The organism is Kutzneria viridogrisea DSM 43870, assembly GCF_000525635.1.
Classification (GTDB): domain Bacteria; phylum Actinomycetota; class Actinomycetes; order Mycobacteriales; family Pseudonocardiaceae; genus Kutzneria; species Kutzneria viridogrisea.
The window spans coordinates 9,458,410-9,475,027 of sequence record NZ_CP007155.1; the positions used below are offsets into that span (position 1 = coordinate 9,458,410).

Annotated in this window: 10 protein-coding genes and 1 pseudogene; 6 read left to right on the top strand and 5 right to left on the bottom strand. The window is 71.8% G+C overall.

Features of this window, described 5'->3' with window-relative positions:
• Position 1 precedes the first annotated feature (1 nt).
• From KALB_RS41580 to KALB_RS49715, 4 genes are read left to right on the top strand one after another with little or no spacing between them, the layout of a single operon-like run.
• Positions 2-4,078, top strand: a complete 4,077-nt coding sequence (locus KALB_RS41580) for a type I polyketide synthase (RefSeq protein WP_051913243.1) — start codon at positions 2-4, stop codon at positions 4,076-4,078.
• Positions 4,075-4,380 (top strand): acyl carrier protein, encoded by a 306-nt coding sequence (locus KALB_RS41585; RefSeq protein ID WP_025361601.1) that lies wholly within the window; start codon positions 4,075-4,077, stop codon positions 4,378-4,380. The genes KALB_RS41580 and KALB_RS41585 overlap by 4 nt, the downstream gene beginning before the upstream one ends.
• A gap of 5 nt (positions 4,381-4,385) precedes the next feature.
• Positions 4,386-5,255 (top strand): alpha/beta fold hydrolase, encoded by an 870-nt coding sequence (locus KALB_RS41590; protein WP_025361602.1) that lies wholly within the window; start codon positions 4,386-4,388, stop codon positions 5,253-5,255.
• Positions 5,252-6,439, top strand: a complete 1,188-nt coding sequence (locus KALB_RS49715; protein ID WP_025361603.1) for a glycosyltransferase — start codon at positions 5,252-5,254, stop codon at positions 6,437-6,439. Before KALB_RS41590 ends, KALB_RS49715 begins: the two co-directional genes overlap by 4 nt.
• Before the next feature lie 587 nt (positions 6,440-7,026).
• Here the strand turns inward: KALB_RS49715 and KALB_RS41595 are convergent.
• The 5 genes and pseudogenes from KALB_RS41595 to KALB_RS41615 form a co-directional block, all read right to left on the bottom strand.
• Positions 7,027-8,196: pseudogene (locus KALB_RS41595) on the bottom strand (AfsR/SARP family transcriptional regulator); the annotation flags it as partial.
• 219 nt (positions 8,197-8,415) lie between these two features.
• The gene (locus tag KALB_RS41600; RefSeq protein WP_042221385.1) at positions 8,416-10,359 is read right to left on the bottom strand and encodes an ABC transporter ATP-binding protein; all 1,944 of its coding nucleotides are present in this window, start codon (positions 10,357-10,359) and stop codon (positions 8,416-8,418) included.
• A complete protein-coding gene (locus KALB_RS41605; protein WP_035969143.1) occupies positions 10,356-11,210 on the bottom strand; it encodes an ABC transporter permease in 855 nt (284 codons plus the stop codon). The genes KALB_RS41600 and KALB_RS41605 overlap by 4 nt, the downstream gene beginning before the upstream one ends.
• Positions 11,207-12,157 (bottom strand): ABC transporter permease, encoded by a 951-nt coding sequence (locus KALB_RS41610; RefSeq protein ID WP_025361606.1) that lies wholly within the window; start codon positions 12,155-12,157, stop codon positions 11,207-11,209. Before KALB_RS41610 ends, KALB_RS41605 begins: the two co-directional genes overlap by 4 nt.
• Complete coding sequence (locus KALB_RS41615) at positions 12,154-13,899, bottom strand: peptide ABC transporter substrate-binding protein (RefSeq protein ID WP_030108950.1); 1,746 nt, start codon at positions 13,897-13,899, stop codon at positions 12,154-12,156. Before KALB_RS41615 ends, KALB_RS41610 begins: the two co-directional genes overlap by 4 nt.
• A gap of 149 nt (positions 13,900-14,048) precedes the next feature.
• Here KALB_RS41615 and KALB_RS41620 point away from each other — a divergent pair, with 149 nt between their 5' ends.
• Positions 14,049-15,158 carry an ROK family transcriptional regulator gene (locus KALB_RS41620; RefSeq protein WP_025361608.1) on the top strand — a complete coding sequence of 370 codons (1,110 nt, stop codon included), beginning with the start codon at positions 14,049-14,051 and terminating at the stop codon, positions 15,156-15,158.
• Positions 15,159-15,169: 11 nt separating this feature from the next.
• On the top strand, positions 15,170-16,609 hold the full coding sequence (locus KALB_RS41625; RefSeq protein WP_025361609.1) for a M81 family metallopeptidase: 1,440 nt from the start codon (positions 15,170-15,172) through the stop codon (positions 16,607-16,609).
• Positions 16,610-16,618: the final 9 nt, after the last annotated feature.

Below are 16,618 nucleotides of genomic sequence, written 5' to 3' on the forward strand. Positions count from 1 at the left end.
CATGGCCGACATCGCGATCGTCGGGATGTCGGTGCTGCTGCCGGGGGCGCCGGACCTCCAGTCGTACTGGCGCAACCTGGTCAACGGCACCGACTCGATCACCGAGGTGCCCGCGAACCGTTGGGACGCGGGCTACTTCGAGCAGGGCGGGGCCAACCGGGCGGACCGGGTGTACTGCCGTCGTGGCGGATTCGTCGACGAGCACGCCAGCGTGGACCCGGCGCGGTTCGGCATCATGCCCAACTCGGTCGCGGGCGCCGAGCCGGACCAGCTGATCGCCATGCGGGTGGCCGCGGCGGCCATCGCCGACGCGGGCGGTGACCGGCGGTTGCCCGCACGCGACCGGGTCGGCGTGATCCTGGGTCGCGGCGGCTATCTCACGCCCGGACTCGTCCGGCTGGACCAGCGGGTGCGGACCGCCGAGCAGTTGGTGCGCACGCTGGGCGAGCTGGTTCCCGGTCTGGGCAACGGGGAACTGGACCGCGTGCGGGCCGCGTTCACCGAACAGCTCGGGCCGGAGCAGCCGGAGTCGGCGATCGGGCTGGTGCCCAACCTGGCCGCCTCGCGGGTGGCCAACCGGCTCGACCTGCGGGGTCCGGCGTACACAGTGGACGCCGCGTGCGCGTCCTCGCTGATCGCCGTGGACCACGCCGTCAACGAGCTGGCCAGCGGACGCTGCGACACCATGCTGGCCGGTGGGGTGCACCACTGCCACGACATCACGTTCTGGAGCGTCTTCTCCCAGTTGCGGGCGCTGTCGGCGAGCCAGCAGATCAAGCCGTTCCACCGCGAGGCGGACGGCATCCTGATCGGTGAGGGCACCGGCGTGGTCGTGCTCAAGCGGCTGGTCGACGCGGAGCGGGACGGCGACCGGGTGTACGCGGTGATCCGCGGTACCGGCGTGGCCAGCGACGGCCGCAGCGCCAGCCTGTTCAACCCGGACCCGGGCGGTCAGGTCACGGCGGTGCGCAAGGCCTGGCAGGCAGCCGGGCTGGACCCCGCGGCCGAGGACTCGATCGGCCTGCTGGAGGCACACGGCACCGCGACCCCGGCCGGGGACCAGGCGGAGCTGAGCACGCTCGCCGAGGTGTTCGGCAGCGCGGGCTCAGCGGTGATCGGCTCGGTCAAGTCCATGATCGGCCACACCATGCCCGCCGCGGGCATCGCCAGCCTCGTCAAGGCCGCGCTGGCCGTGTACCACGGGGTTCTGCTGCCGACCCTGCACTGCGAGGACCCGCACCCGGGGCTCGCGGCCACCCGGTTCCGGCCGGTCGACCAGGCGCGGCCCTGGTCGGAACCCGTCCGGCGAGCCGGGGTGAACGCCTTCGGCTTCGGCGGCATCAACGCCCACGTGGTGCTGGAGCAGGCCCCGTCGGCGAAACCCGCGCCGCGGTCGATCACCGTGCGGGAGCCCAGCCGCGTGCTGCGGTTCGCCGCGGACACGCGCGAGGACCTGGCCCGCCTGCTGCAAGCCGACGACGCCCAGTTGACCGCCGCGGCGCCGGTCAGCTCCGGTGGCAGGTGGCGACTGGGCATTGTGGACCCTTCACCCAAACGCCTTGCCATCGCACGCAAAGCGGTTGATCGCGGCGTGGCGTGGCGGGGTCGCAGCAACGTGTGGTTCAGCCCGGATCCGTTGCTGGCACGGGGTGAGCTGGCGTTCGTCTTCCCCGGGTTGGAAGCCGAGTTCGACCCGCGCGTCGAGGACGTGGCCGAGCACTTCGGCCTGCCGCGCCCGCAGGTCGACGGGGCTGACCTCGGACGGCACGGGACCGCCGTGCTCGGCGTCTCCCGGCTGCTGGACCGCGCGCTGCGGGAGATCGACCTGGCACCGAGTTCCGTTGCCGGGCACAGCATCGGCGAGTGGTCCGCGATGATCGCGAGCCGGATGTTCACCGGTGCGGCCATCGACCAGGAACTCACCGCGTTCGACCCGAGCGCGCTGGAGGTCCCGGGCGTGGAGTTCGCCACGCTGGGCTGCGGGGTGGAGCGGGTCCGGGAGGCGATCGCGGACCGCCCGGAGTTGTTGCTGTCCCACGACAACTCGCCGAACCAGACGATCGTCTGCGGCCCGTCGGCGGCCGTTGCCGAGCTGGTCGCCGAGTTCCGCAAGCGCGCGGTGATGAGCCAGGTGCTGCCGTTCCGCTCCGGCTTCCACACGCCGATGCTCAAGCCGTACCTGAAGCCGTTCCTGGACCTGGCCGACCGCCTGACGCCCGACGCGCCCGAGGTCGCGGTGTGGTCGGCGACCACGGTGTCCCCGTACCCCGCCGACGCGCAGGGGATCCGCGAACTGTACGTGCGCCACCTGCTGGAGCCGGTGCGGTTCCGCGAGGTGGTCGAGTCGATGCACGCCGCCGGCACCAGGGTGTTCGTGCAGGTCGGCCCGGGGCAGCTCGGTTCGCTGATCGACGACACCCTGCGCGAGCGGGATCACCTGACCGTGGCGGCGAACTCGGTGCACCGCAGCGGGATCGACCAGCTCCGGCTGGTGGCCACCGCCCTGTGGGTGGAGGGCGCCACGCCCGCATTCGACCGACTGGAGGCCGCGCGGCACCCGGTCAAGCTGGACCTGGGTTCCCCGCTGGTGTCCGTCGGGACCCGGGTGCAGGTGCCCAGCGGCGGACCGTCCTCTTTGGAGCCACTGACCGCGGACTTCCCGATCGCCGCGGAGTTGGAGGCGTTGCTGCGCGAGACGGCGGCCTCCGCGGCAGCGGTGATCGGCACGCGGCACCAGGTCCCGGCGCTGCGCAGGCTGCGCAAGTCGGTGCACGTGTCCACCGCGACCATGCCCTACCTGCTGGACCACTGCTTCGTGCCGCAGCGTGAGGGCTGGCCGGACGAGGCGGACCGCCGCCCGATCGTGCCGGCCACCACGTTGATCCGGATGATGGTGGACGCCGCCGAGGAGGCGGCGCCGGGCCGCAGGGCGGTGCGGGTGCACGGGGTGCGGCTGCTGCGCTGGCTGACCGGGGCACCGGCCACGGAGGTCACGATCGAGGTGGTGCCGCAGGACTCCGACCGGGTCCGGGTCACCGTCGGGGACCACTCCGAGGCAGTGGTGGAGCTGGCGCCCGGCTTCCACGCCCCGCCGCAGGCGCTGTGGGGCGCCGACCCGGCCTCCGAGCGCGAGCCCGAGCTGACCGCCCGCGAGTTCTACGACCGGCGCATCATGTTCCACGGGCCGGGCTTCCAGGGCATCACCGAGCTGACCGCGGTCGGCGATCGGCACGTCCGGGGTGTGATCACCGCACCGGCCGCGCCCGGGGCCCTGCTGGACAACGTGGGCCAGCTGTTCGGCTACTGGATCTACGACACGCAGACCGCCAAGCGGGTGGCCTTCCCGGTCCACATCGGACGGATCGACCTGTACGGGGACGAGCCCACCGCGGGCACGCCGGTGTACTGCGTGGTGCGCATCACCGAGGTCACCGACACGATCTTCGAGGCCCAGGCCCAGCTCTCGGTGGGCGGGACGGTGTGGGCGGAGATCACCGGCTGGCAGGACCGCAGGTTCGACAGCCACCCCGACACCGACCCGGCGTACCGGTTCCCGGAGCGCAACACGCTGGCCCGCAAGCAGCCCGGCGGCTGGTTCGCGGTGGCCGAGCGCTGGCCGGACCTGGCCTCGCGCGAGCTGTACCTGAGCAAGTACCTCAGCTCGGCGGAACGCGCGGTGTACGACGGGCTGCCGCCACGCAGCAGGCGGGAGTGGCTGCTCGGCCGCATCGCGGTCAAGGACGCCGTGCGCGATCTGTTGTGGGACAACGGTTCAGGACCTGTTTTCCCTGCCGAGATCATGGTGCGCGATGATGGTGCGGGCAGGGTATGGGTCGTGGGCCACCACGGTTTCCAGCTTCCCGAGGTGTCGGTGTCACTGGCGCACCGCAACGAGCTCGGGGTGTCGATCGCGAGGCTGGCGGGCACGCCGGTGAGCATCGCGATCGAGGAGGTCGGCAGCGGGCCGGTGCACGGGCGGCAGGCCGTCATCAGCAACCCGGCGGACCTGCCCGCACGGCAGTACGTCGTCGCCTGGACCGAGGGTCCGGCGACCAGTGATCAGGAGGAGAACGCATGACCACGACCGAGGCGTCCCAGGAAGTCGTGCTGCGCGAGATCAGCGACATGCTGCGCAAGGTGCTCGACGAGCAGGGCCTGGACGACACCGAGATCACCACGGAGACCTCCTTCCACGAGGACCTGGAGCTGGAGAGCATCGACCTGGTCGCGCTGACCGGGCTGATCGCCGAGCGCTGGGGCGAGAGCGTGAACCTCGCGGAGTTCATGGCCGAGAAGGAGATCGACGAGGTCATCGCGCTGAAGGTCGGCGACCTGGTCGACTACGTCGTGGGCTCGCTGCGGGCCAACGCGGGGAGCTGAGCCGAGTGGGCAAGATCGTCGCGAACGGCATCCGCACGCACTTCCAGCGGATGCCAGCGCGTTGCGCCGATGCGCGGTCAGCGCCGACCGTCGTGTTCATCCACGGACTGGGCACCGACAGCCTGGCCAGTTTCTACCTGACGCTGGCGGCCCCGGTCGCCGCGGCGGGTATCAACATGATCGCGTACGACCTGCGTGGCCACGGACGGACCGACCGGCCCGCCACCGGGTACCGGGTTGGCGACTTCGTCGACGATCTCGCCGCACTGCTGGACGAACTGGACGTCGAGGGGCCGGTCCACCTGGTGGGCAACAGCTTCGGCGGCACGGTGGCGTTCAGCTACGCGCTGGCCCACCCGCACCGGGTGGCCAGCATCATCTCGATCGAGGCCGAGCCCGCGACCGAGGGCTGGGGCTCGCGCATGTCGCAGCTGCTGCGCTACCTCGCACACGAGATGACCAAGGAGTCCACCTTCGCCGACATCGAGGCGAAGTCGGGGGCGCACCACGCGAAGCTGGCCCGCAACGCGGCGGACAAGTTCCACACCACGTCCATTGTGGACGATCTGCCGACCGGTCCGCTGATGAGCGTGCCGGAGCTGATGTCCATCCGCTGCCCGGTCATGTCGGTGCTGGGCAGCGAGGGCCTGCAGGCCGGGGACCCGCACCTGCTCGGCTCGGTGCTGCACAACTGCCGCACGGTGATCCTGCAGGGCCAGGACCACTCGGTGCTGGTCGACGCGCACCGCAGGGTTCGCGAGCTGCTGATCCCGTGGGTGCTCGGCATGCACTCGGAGATCCCCTGGCTCTACGAGGCGGCCGAGGCCGCGGCACTGGGCACCGCACCGGCGGTACTGGCGGACAACGTGGCATGACGAGGTTCCTGTTCGTCGTCCCGCCACTGGTCGGGCACATCAACCCCCTGGTCGGGGTCGCCGCGCAGTTGCGCGACGAGGGCCACGAGGTGGCCTGGGTGGGCGCGACCGAGTCCGTCGCCGGGCTGCTCGGTGCGGACGCGCTGCTGTTGCCCCGCGCCGAACGGCTGCCTGAGGACATCGTCGTCCACAGGCCGCCGGAGCTGCGCGGGTTCGCCTCCCTGAAGTTCCTGTGGGAGGAGTTCATCGTCCCGCTGGCCGAGCACCTGGTGCCACTCGTGCACGCCGCCGTGCGGGAGTTCGCACCGCAGGTGCTGGTCGTCGACCAGCAGGCGATCGCGGGCGCCCTGGTCGCCGAACGCCTCGGCCTGCCGTGGGTGACCTCGGCGACCACCTCGGCGGAACTGGTCTCCCCGCTGGCGGGCATGCCGAAGCTGGAGAGTTGGCTGGACGAGTTGCTGGGCGGGCTGCGTGCCCGGCACGGGGATCCGGCCGCCACCGGTGACCTGCGCTTCTCCCCGCACCTGCTGCTGGCGTTCACCACCGAGGCGCTGGTCGGCGAGATCGGTCGGCCCACCAGCTTCGTCGGCCCCTCGATCACCGCGCGGCCGGAGGGCACCGGGTTTCCCTGGGACAAGCTGGATCCGGCACGCAAGCTCGTGCTGGTCAGCCTCGGTACGGCCAATGTGGACGTTGGCGAGCGGTTCCTGTCCGCGGCGGTCGAGGCGCTGGCCGAACTGTCCGACCGGGTGCAGGGCGTGGTGGTCGATCCCGGCGGCACGGTCGCACCGGCCGGGGACGTGCTCGTGCTGCCCCGCGTGCCGCAACTGGCCCTGCTCGCGCACTGCTCGGCAGTGGTCAGCCACGGCGGGCACAACACGGTGTGCGAGACGCTGACCAACGGGGTGCCGCTGGTGGTGGCGCCGATCCGCGACGACCAGCCGATCGTGGCCCAGCAGGTGGTGGACGCCGGTGCCGGGGTGCGGCTGCGCTTCGGGCGGACCACGGCGCAGCAGCTGCGTGCGGCGATCGAGTCCGTTGTGGATGATCCGGCCTACGCCGAGGGCGCGCGCCGGGTCCAGAGCTCGTTCGCCACGGCGGGCGGGGCTGGGGCGGCGGCCAGGTGCCTGGTCGACTTGGCCAACCGCTCGGCGGCGACCCTGATCAACGGGTTGAACCGGTAGTGGAAGCAGCCGGTGAAGGACTCCGGGGACACGGTGTCCACATCGGACAGCTGGAACTCCACGAGGGACTCCAGCACCGCCTCGGCCATCCGGTGGTCGGCGCCGAGGATGCCCGCGGCGTCCCGCACGCTGACCGGTTCGCTGGCGGCCGGGGCCAGGGCGAGGAACGCCGCGCGGTGGGCGGGTGCCAGCGACCGGCAGGTCAGCTCGACACTGCCGAGCACGTCCACGTGCGCGTTGACCAGCTCGTCGAGCCAGTCCTCCTCGTAGCGCAGGCGGTCGACCAGCATGGACAGCGACCAGTGCGGGCGGATCGCCAGCCTGCTCGCGGCGGCGACCAGGGCCAGCGGCAGCGCGTCGAACAGCCGGATCAGCCGACGTGCCTGCGGCAGTTCGCGGCGCAGGCGGTGCCAGCCGATCACCGAGCCGAGCAGCTCGACGGCCTCCTCCTCGCTCAGCGGGGGCAGCTCCAGCGGCAGGCTGACACTGCGCAGCGGCAGTCGCGTGCGGGAGCCGATGATCGTGGCGCAGCCGCTACCGCTGGGCATCAGCTGGGCCAGTTCGACCGCGCTGACAGCGTTGTCCAGCACCACGAGCACGCGGCGCTGCGCGGTCCAGCTGCGGAACAGCTGGACCCGCTCCTCCACCGTGGCGGGCAGCGGGGCGGCCGGACCACGGATCGCCCGCAGGAACCCGGCCAGCGCCTCACCCGGTGTGGTCTCGGCGAGGTCGGCGTGGAACTGCCCGTGCGGGAAGCGGGCGCGCGCCACGTGTGCGGCGTGCGTGCAGAACGCGGACTTGCCCGAACCCGGCGGCCCGACCACGGTGATCACCGGCGGGGCCGTGCTCGCCGGGTGCTGGAGCAGGTGCTCGACGGCGGCCAGTTCCGGCACGCGCCCAACGAAGGCGGGCACGTCGGCGGGCAGTTGGGCCGGCGGTTCGACCCAGCCGCCGGTGCGCACCGAGGGCGAGCCGGGGGTGGTCGAGTCCAGTTCGGGATTGCCGACCAGCAGGGCGCGGTGCACGCGCTGCAACTGGGGTCCCGGTTCGAGGCCGAGGTCGTCCACCAGGGTGGTGCGGATGCGCTGGAACACGTGCAGCGCCTCGGAGCGGCGGCCCGCCCGGTGCAGGGCCATCATCAGCTTCACGTGCAGGCCCTCGTGCGCCGGGTGGCTGCGGACCAGTGCGCTCAGCTCGGAGATCACCTCGTGGTGGCGGCCGAGCATCAGCTCGACGTCCATGCGCTGGTCGGTGACGGAGACCCTGGTCTCCTCCAGCCGGCGGATGTACTGCTCCAGCACGGGACCGGGGTCCACGTCGCTGAGGGCGGAACCGCGCCACACGCCCAACGCGGTGCGCAGGGTCTCGGTGCCCGTCTCGAACTGGCCGCTGTCCAGTTCGGCACGGCCCTGGCCGACGAGCTCGCTGAACCTGCTGGCGTCCACGGCACGCTCGGGCAGCGCCAGGGAGTAGCCCACGTGCCTGGTGTGCTGCAGCACCACGCCGCGATCGTCCGAAGTGGACCCGTTCGCGAGGAGTCTGCGCAGGTGTGACATGTAGGTCTGGAGCGTGGCAGTCGCCTTGACCGGCGGCTGCGGGCCCCACAGCTCCTCGGTGAGCTGTTCCGCGCGCACCACGGAGTTCGCGTTCACCGCGAGCAGCGCGAACAGCTGCCGCAGCTTGGGCTGCGAGGGGGTGAGCAGCTGCCCACCACAGGCCACCTCGAACTGGCCGAGCACCCGCACCTGCATGATCATCACCTCCCGCCAGAGGTCGTGCGCCGATTCGGCTGAATCGGTGATCCGGGTGGGCAGTTCCTATCGCGTTGCAGCCCCAGAGTCCAGCGGCTGTGACCACACAGTCACGTTCCGTGCCGTCTCCTTGCCTGTTCAGCCACGTAATTGTCACCCAGCGTGATATTTTTCCGATACTTCGGCGTTTTGATTACAACCCGCCAACTGTGTTGCCGGTCTCACTCATCCGGGGAAGTGGCAGGCCACCTGACGCCCGCCGTCGGTGGTCAGCGGCGGTTCGACCTCGGCGCAGACCGCCTCGGCACGCGGGCACCGGGTGCGGAACCGGCAGCCGGAGGGCGGCCGGGCCGCCGAGGGCGGTTCCCCACCGGGCGCGGTCGAGCTGCGGTGCGCGCCCGCCGAGGGCAGGCTGTCCAGCAGCAGTCGCGTGTAGGGGTGCCGCGGCTCGCGGTACACCTCCCGCACCGGCCCCACCTCGACCAGCTTGCCGAGGTACATCACGCCCACGGTGTCGGCCAGGTGCCGGACCACCGCGAGGTCGTGCGAGACGAACAGATAGGTCAGCGCGTGCTCGGCCCGCAGCCGCCGGAGCAGGTTCAGGATCTGTGCCTGCACGGAGACGTCCAGTGCGGAGACGGGCTCGTCGGCGACGAGCAGGTCCGGTCGCAGGGCGAGTGCGCGGGCCAGGCCGAGGCGCTGCCGCTGGCCGCCGGAGAACTCGTGCGGGTAGCGGTGCACCGCCCGCTCGGGCAGGCCGACCTCGGCGAGCAGTTCGGCCACGCGCCGCCGCTGTTCCCGCCGGTCGCCGATGCCCTGGATGGCCAGCGGCTCGCGCAGGATCGCGCCGACCCGCATCCTGGGGTCCATGGCGGCGGCCGAGTCCTGGAACACCAGCTGCACCCTTCTCCGGTGCGGCTTGCGCTCGGCCCGTGACAGGGTGGCGATGTCCTTGCCGTCAAAGCGGATCTGGCCCGAGCTCGGCTGTTCGAGCCCGACCACCAGGCGCCCCACGGTGGTCTTGCCGCAGCCCGACTCGCCGACCAGGCCGAAGATCTCGCCGCGCCGGATGCTCAGCGAGACACCGGCCACCGCGCTGACGCTGCCGGTGAGCCTGCCCAACAGCGGCCGGGTCGCCAGCGGGAAGTCCTTGCTCACGGAGTCGAGTTCGAGCAGCACCTGCTCGCCGACCGGCTCCGGAACTGGTTGGGTCACAACGGTTGTCGGCACCGGTGGTGCGGGGTGGAAGCAGGCCCACGCGTGCCGCTCGTCCCCGGTCAGCGCGGGCCGCTCATCCCGGCACTGGTCGGTGGTGTGCGCACAGCGGGGCGCGAACGGGCACCCCGCGAGTTCCTCGGTGAGAGTGGGCGGCATGCCTGGTATGGCGCGCAGGTCCCGCGCCGAGCGTTCCGGCAAGGCGGCCAGCAGCGCCTCGGTGTAGCGGTGCCGCGGGTGGTTGAACAACTCGGCCGTTCGTGCTCGCTCCACGACCCGGCCCGCGTACATCACCGCGACCTCGTCCACCCGCTCGGCGACCACGCCCAGGTCGTGCGTGACCAGCACGAGCGCCATGCCGAGTTGGCGGCGCAGGTCGTCGATGAGTTCCAGGATCTGGTGCTGCGTGGTGACATCCAGCGCCGTGGTCGGCTCGTCGGCGATGAGCAGCTTGGGGCGGCACACCAGGGCGGTGGCGATCGCGACGCGCTGGCGCATGCCGCCGGAGAGCTGGTGCGGGTAGGAGCGCATGCGTTCGGCGGGCTGCGGCAGGCCGACCAGCCCCAGCGCCTCCTCCGCCGTGCGCCACGCCTCCCGCCTGCTGACCTCGCGGTGCAGCAGCAGCGGCTCGGCCACCTGCGCGCCGATGGTCATCGTCGGGTTCAACGAGGTCAACGGGTCCTGGAACACCATGCCGATCTCGTTGCCCCGCAAGGACTCCAGGTTGGCGGTGCGCAGATCCACCCCGGCGAAGGACATGCTGCCGCCGAGGACCCGCCCGCCCGGTGGCAGCAGCCCGAGCACGGCGAGCGCGGTCATCGTCTTGCCGCAGCCCGACTCGCCGACCACGCCGACCGCGGCACCGGGTGCGACGTCCAGGTCGACCCCGGCGAGCGCGTGCGCGCCCTGCACGTCCACGCGCAGATCCCTGATGCGCAGCAACGGTTCTGTCATGCTGGCCTCCGCTGCAACCGGACCTCGAACGCGTCGCGCAGGCCGTCGCCGATGAAGTTGAAGGCGCCGACCACCAGCACGATCGCCACCCCCGGCGGCACGATCAGCCACCAGTAGCCGTCCTGGGCGTAGGTGAGGCCGCCGCTGAGCATGGTGCCCCAGTCGGTGGCCGGTGGCGGCACGCTGAGCCCGAGGAAGCTCAGGTACGCCACGTAGAGGATGGCGTCCGCGATCTGGAACGTGGCGTTCACGGCCACCGTGCCGATCGTGTTGGGCACGATGTGCCGCAGCACGGCGCGCACGCTGCCGCCGCCCATCACGCGCATCGCCTGCACGTACTCGCGGGAGCGCAGGCTCAGCGCCTCGCCGCGGACGAGCCGGGCCGGGGACAGCCAGGCCACCGCGCCGATCACCAGCACCAGCAGCGGCTTGCTGGGGGTCACCATGGCCGCGACCACGATCAGCAGGAACAGGGCGGGGATGGCCAGCACGGCGTCGGTGACCCGCATCATGACCGCGTCCACCCAGCCGCCGAAGTAGCCGGACACCGCGCCGTAGGCGGTGCCGACCAGCGTGGCCAGCAGACCGGCCGCCACGCCCACCTCCAGCGAGGACCGGCCGCCGACCATCAGCCTGCCGAGCAGGTCGTAGCCCAGGTCGGTGGTGCCCAGCGGGTGGCCCGGGCTGCCCGGCGGCAGGGTGGCCGCGGCGAGGTCGGTGTGCACCTGGTCGGTCGGCCACAGCAGCGGTCCCAGCCAGCTGAAGGCCGCGAGCAGGAGCAGTACCACCAGCCCGGCCACCGCCAGCCGGTTGCGCACGAACGATCGTGCTATTTGTTCGCGAGCGATCATCGGACCGTCCTGATCCTCGGGTCGAGCAGGGCGTAGACGAGGTCGGCCAACAACGAGCCGAGCACGGTGGCCGCCGCGACCACCAGCGTGACGCCGAGCAGCACCGGGAAGTCCGAACTCTGCGCGGCGCTCCAGAACAGCAGGCCGGTGCCCGGGTAGTTGAACAGGGACTCGACCACCACCGTGCCGCCGAACAGCGCGGGCAGGTACATGCCCAGCAGCGTGACCACCGGGATCAGCGCGTTGCGCAGCACGTGCCGCACCAGGACCCGGCGCTCGGACTGGCCCTTGGACCGCGCCGTGCGGACGTAGTCCTCGGTCAGGTTGTCCAGCACCGAGGAGCGCAGGTACCGGCTGAACGCGGCGATCATGCCCGCGGCCAGCGTGCAGATCGGCAGCAGCAGCCCGCCGAACCCCGCGAACACCCCGCCCAGCCCGGCCGACTGCGGGGCCTCGGCGGGCAGCAGCGGCCAGGTCTGCGCGAACAGGATGATCAGCACCAGGCCCAGGAAGAACGCCGGCGTGGCGTAGGCGAGGAAGCTCAGCCCGGTGAGCAGGTGGTCGGTGAACCGCCCGCGGCGCACGGCCTGGAGCACGCCCAGCGGCACTGCCACGGCCACCGCGAGCAGGGTGGCCGAACAGGTCAGCACCAGGGTCTTGGGGATGCGCTGCGCGAGCAGGTCCAGCACCGGCTGGTTGAGCCGGTAGGACTGGCCGAGGTCCCCGCCGAGCAGGTGCCACAGGTAGCTCAGGTACTGCACCGGCAACGGCTGGTCGAAGCCCTGGTCGTGGTTGAACTGCTCGATCTGCGGCAGGCTCGCGCGCGGGCCGAGGATCGCCCGCGCCGGTCCGCCGGGCAGGGCGTGCAGCAGGGCGAACACGATGACGGTCACCAGCAGCAGGACGACCAGCGCCTGCAGGGTCCGCCTGATCAGGAACCGGGTCATCGCACGTAGTACCAGTTCTGCGGGTCCAGGGTCACCAGCGGGTTCTGCCGCACCCCGCGCAGGTCGTTGCGGATCACCGACACCTGGTAGGCCGGGTTGGGCACCCAGGCCACCGGCAGATCCCTTGCCACGTGGTCGTTGTAGCGCTGGATCGCCGCGGGGTCGGCGGAGTGCTCGGTCTGGCCGACCAGCTCGTCGGTGGTGGTGTCGGAGTAGCTGCCCAGGTTGGACGAGGCCCCGGTGGCGAAGATCTGTTCCCCGCTGGGATCGGCGTCGAAGTACCAGCTCGCCGCGGTGCCGAAGAAGGACAGCTGCCAGTCGCAGCCGGGATCGCCCGACTGGCACGGTGCGGTGCTGCTGAGCACGGTGTTCAGCGGCTGCTCGCGCACGAGCAGGTCGATCCCGGCCAGGCCCAGCGAGGACTTGATCTCCTGCATCATGTTGCTCGTCTCCACGGATCCGCTCTGCGACAACAGGGTCAGCCGCAACGGCGTGCCCTCCGCGATGCCCGGCCCGCACAGTCGCGGCGTGCGGCACACGGCGGTGCCGTCCTCGACCCGCCAGCCGTGCTCGGCGAGCAGGGCGCGGGCGCGGTCCACGTCGTACGGGTAGGGGTCGGGGGTCCTGCCGCCGGGCACCGGCCCGTGCGTGGGCGTAGCCGCCTCGTGCCAGACCACCTTGCTGATCGCGTCCTGGTTGATCAGGTGCTGGATCGCCTGCCGCAGGTAGAGCTGGCGCAGCAGCGGTCCCGCGGTGGGGCTGTTGAAGTTGTAGACCACGTAGGTGATCGCCCAGCCCCGCCAGGGCTCGACCCGGTAGCCGAGGTCGGTGAAACTGTCCGATCGTGCGGTCGTGGACGGCGGCACGTAGCCGTAGTCCACCCCGCCGGAGCGCAGCACGGTGAACTCCGAGTTGGCGGTGGTGAACGGGGCGAACACCACTCTGTCCAGGTGCGGCTTGTCAGCGCCGGTGTAGTTCGGGTTGGGCACGATGCTCACCCGGCCGCCCGTGCTGAACTCCTCGACCAGCCACGGCCCGTCCACGACCTTCCACAGTGGATTCGTGGCGTACTCGGCGAGCTTGCGCGCCTGGTCGACGAGCCTGGCGAACACGGCCTTGGCCCCGTCCTCGGTACGCGCCTGGCCCTGCGGGTCCCACTCGGCCTGCGGCATCGGCACGATCGCGGTGAGCTGGTTGCCGGTGAACCAGTCCGGGTTGTACGAACGGTCGAGCCGCAGCCGGACCGTGTGCTCGTCCACCACCTCCAGCGCCGTCACGTTGTCCGGCAGCGCGCCGGGCGAGTAGCCGCCCCACCGGGTCTTGTTCGCCTTGATCAGGTCGAACCAGAACTGAACGTCGCGCGCGGAAACCGCACGACCGTTCGTCCACTTCCGGCCGGGGCGCAGCGGGATCGTGACCGTGCGGCCGTCCTCGGCGTACCGCGGTGGATCGGCCAGGTCGGCGGCCTCGTCCAGCACCAGCGAGCCGTTCACCTCGTGGTAGCGGTACAGCGGCTGGAACAGCAGGCGGCTGATCGCGGAGTTGTAGGAGGCCAGGTAGCCCGGGATGCCGATCGGCAGGATCCAGTTCGGCGTCGCGGCGGGCGGCAGGGCCATCACCACCGTGCCACCCCGCACGGGTGTGCCGCCGGTGCTGCCCAGCCGCGTCACCGGAGCAATGCCGGAGCAGGCCGCGAGCAGCGAGCAGAGGAGCAACGCCGCAGCAGATCTCCAACGCCGCATCGCATCTCCCCCGCTCCAGGTGACGCCGTGTCCTCGGACGCTAGTCAGGGTTCGAACGAAGTCAAGATTCCTGTCCGGTTCGGGTCATGCCAAGTACGCAATCTTGCTTCTATGATCGAACGAACTAATGTCATCGATCGGAGGTAGTCATGGCGAGCGAGGAGCTGACCTCGGCTGGCCAGGTGCTCCGGCTGGTGGCTGAGGGCACCGCGCGGTCCCGCGCCGACCTGGCCAGGGAGCTGGGTGTGGCCGCGTCCACGGTGTCGCTGCGGGTGCAGGAGCTGCTCGACGCCGGGCTGGTCGCCGAGTCCGGGGAGGGCGAGTCCAGCGGCGGCCGCCGACCTCGACTGCTGCGGCTGTGCTCGAACGGCGCGGTGGTGGTCGGCGTCGACCTGGGCAGCCACCACGCACGCCTGGGCGTGCTCGACCTCGGCGGCGCGCTGCTGGAAGTGCGGGAGGACCCGTTGGACCTGGCCCTCGGACCGGCACGAACGATCGGTCGGCTTGCCGAGGCGATCCGCGAGGTGGCGGGAGACCGCCCGGTGCGCGCGGTGGGCATCGGCGTTCCCGGGCCGGTGGACGTGCCGCTGGGCCGCGTGGTGGCGCCGGCCCGGATGCCCGGCTGGCACGGGGCACGGGTGCGCGAGTTGCTCGCCGCCGAACTGGACGTGCCGGTGTTCGCGGACAACGACGCCAACCTGATGGCACTCGGCGAGCACGCCCGCGCGCACCGGGACCTGGACCACCTCGTACTGGTGAAGCTGGGCCGGGGCATCGGCTGCGGGGTGGTGGTCAACGGCGGTCTGCACCGGGGCGCCGCCGGGTGCGCCGGGGACATCACGCACACCCGGGTGCCGGAGGCAGGTGAACGACCGTGCAGTTGCGGGAACACCGGATGCCTGGAGACCGTGGCCAGCGGTGCGGCCCTGCTCGGCCAACTGGGCGCCGAGGACCTCGACCAGGTGGTCCGCCTGGTCGCCGACGGTGACCCGCACGCCACCACGCTGGTGCGCACGGCCGGCAGGCACATCGGCGGTGTGCTCGCGGTGGTCGTGAACTTCACCAACCCCCAGGCGGTGGTGCTGGCCGGTGCGCTGGCCAGGGCCGAGCCGCTGGTGGCCGCGGTCCGCTCGGTGCTGTACGAGCGGTGCCTGCCCGTGGCCTCCCGCAACCTGCTGATCACCAGCGCGGTGACCGGAGCCGACGCCGGGGTGCTCGGCGCCGGGCTGGCCGCGCTCGACGCCCACGTCTACCGCTAGTTAGGAGCGACATGCTGCGCATCGGCATCGGTGGCATCCACATCGAGTCGAGCACCTTCTCACCGCACCGCGCCGAGTTGGCGGACTTCACCGTCACCCGGGGTCAGGACCTGCTGGACCGCTACGGATTCACCGGCGAGGACTGGGGCGTGGAGTGGGTGCCGCTGGTGCACGCCGTGGCACTGCCCGGCGGAGCCGTGACCAGGGCGGCCTACCAGGAGCTCAAGGACGAACTGGTGAACCGGGTCGCGCAGGCCGGTCCGCTGGACGGCCTGCTGTACGACATCCACGGCGCGATGAGCGTGGTCGGCCTGGTCGACGCCGAGCTGGACCTCACCTACGCGGTGCGCGGCGCGCTGGGGCCCAAGCCGCTCATCTCGGCGGCGATGGACCTGCACGGCAACGTGTCGCGGCGCTTCGCCGAGCTGCTGGACCTGATCACCGCGCACCGGCTCGCCCCGCACGAGGACGCGTGGCTGACCCGCGAGCGGGCGGCCCGCAACCTGGTGGACCGCCTGCGTTCCGGCGGCCGTCCGCACCGCGCGTGGGTGCAGGTCCCGGTGCTGCTGCCCGGGGAGAAGACCAGCACCCGCCTGGAACCCGCGCGCAGCCTGTACGGCAGCCTGGCCGAGGTCGCCGACCAGCCGGGGATCGTGGACGCCGCGATCTGGGTGGGCTACGCCTGGGCGGACGAGCCGCGCTGCCAGGCGGCCGTGGTCGTGACCGGTGACGACGAGGACCTGGTGCTGCGCGAGGCCGGTGATCTGGCCCAGCGGTACTGGGAGGCCCGGGCGGACTTCGTGTTCGTCGGCCCAACCGGCTCCGCGGACGAGTGCATCGCACGGGCGGTACAAGAAGGTGTACGACCGTTCGTACTGAGCGATTCCGGGGACAATCCCACCGCGGGCGGGGCGGGTGACCTGCCGTTCATGCTCGGGCGGCTGCTCGCCAACGAGGAGCTCGCCAGCGCAGCGGTGACCGCGGTGCACGCGAGCATCACCGACCCCACGGCGGTGGCGCGGTGCTTCGCCGCTGGCATGGGCAGCACGGTCCGGCTGAGCGTGGGCGGCAAGGTGGACGCCGGGCACGGCGGCCCGCTGGAGATCACCGGCGCGGTCACGGGCCTGCAACCGGGTGACCCGGTCGGCGGGGACGTGGCGGCGGTCACCACCGGTGGGGTGACGGTGATTCTCACCAGCCGCCGCAAGCCGTACCACCGGCTGGCCGACTTCACCGCGATCGGCATCGACCCGCACGACCAGGACCTGCTCGTGGTCAAGATCGGCTACCTGGAGCCCGAGCTGCACGAACTGGCCAAGGGCTGGCTGCTCGCGCTCACCCCCGGCGGGGTTGACCAGGACCTGGGGCGGCTCGGCCACCACCGCGTGACCCGCCCGCTGTACCCGTTCGACGAGTTCGAGGGCCCCGACCTGACCCCGCGGCTGCTCTGACTGGGAGAA

What these genes read in the sequence shown, in the direction of transcription:
- KALB_RS41625 (WP_025361609.1), top strand. Translation starts at nt 15,170, where the DNA reads ATGCTGCGCATCGGCATCGGTGGCATCCACATCGAGTCGAGCACCTTC.
- KALB_RS41585 (WP_025361601.1), top strand. Translation starts at nt 4,075, where the DNA reads ATGACCACGACCGAGGCGTCCCAGGAAGTCGTGCTGCGCGAGATCAGC.
- KALB_RS41580 (WP_051913243.1), top strand. Translation starts at nt 2, where the DNA reads ATGGCCGACATCGCGATCGTCGGGATGTCGGTGCTGCTGCCGGGGGCG.
- KALB_RS49715 (WP_025361603.1), top strand. Translation starts at nt 5,252, where the DNA reads ATGACGAGGTTCCTGTTCGTCGTCCCGCCACTGGTCGGGCACATCAAC.
- KALB_RS41620 (WP_025361608.1), top strand. Translation starts at nt 14,049, where the DNA reads ATGGCGAGCGAGGAGCTGACCTCGGCTGGCCAGGTGCTCCGGCTGGTG.
- KALB_RS41610 (WP_025361606.1), bottom strand. Translation starts at nt 12,157, where the DNA reads ATGACCCGGTTCCTGATCAGGCGGACCCTGCAGGCGCTGGTCGTCCTG.
- KALB_RS41615 (WP_030108950.1), bottom strand. Translation starts at nt 13,899, where the DNA reads ATGCGGCGTTGGAGATCTGCTGCGGCGTTGCTCCTCTGCTCGCTGCTC.
- KALB_RS41600 (WP_042221385.1), bottom strand. Translation starts at nt 10,359, where the DNA reads ATGACAGAACCGTTGCTGCGCATCAGGGATCTGCGCGTGGACGTGCAG.
- KALB_RS41605 (WP_035969143.1), bottom strand. Translation starts at nt 11,210, where the DNA reads ATGATCGCTCGCGAACAAATAGCACGATCGTTCGTGCGCAACCGGCTG.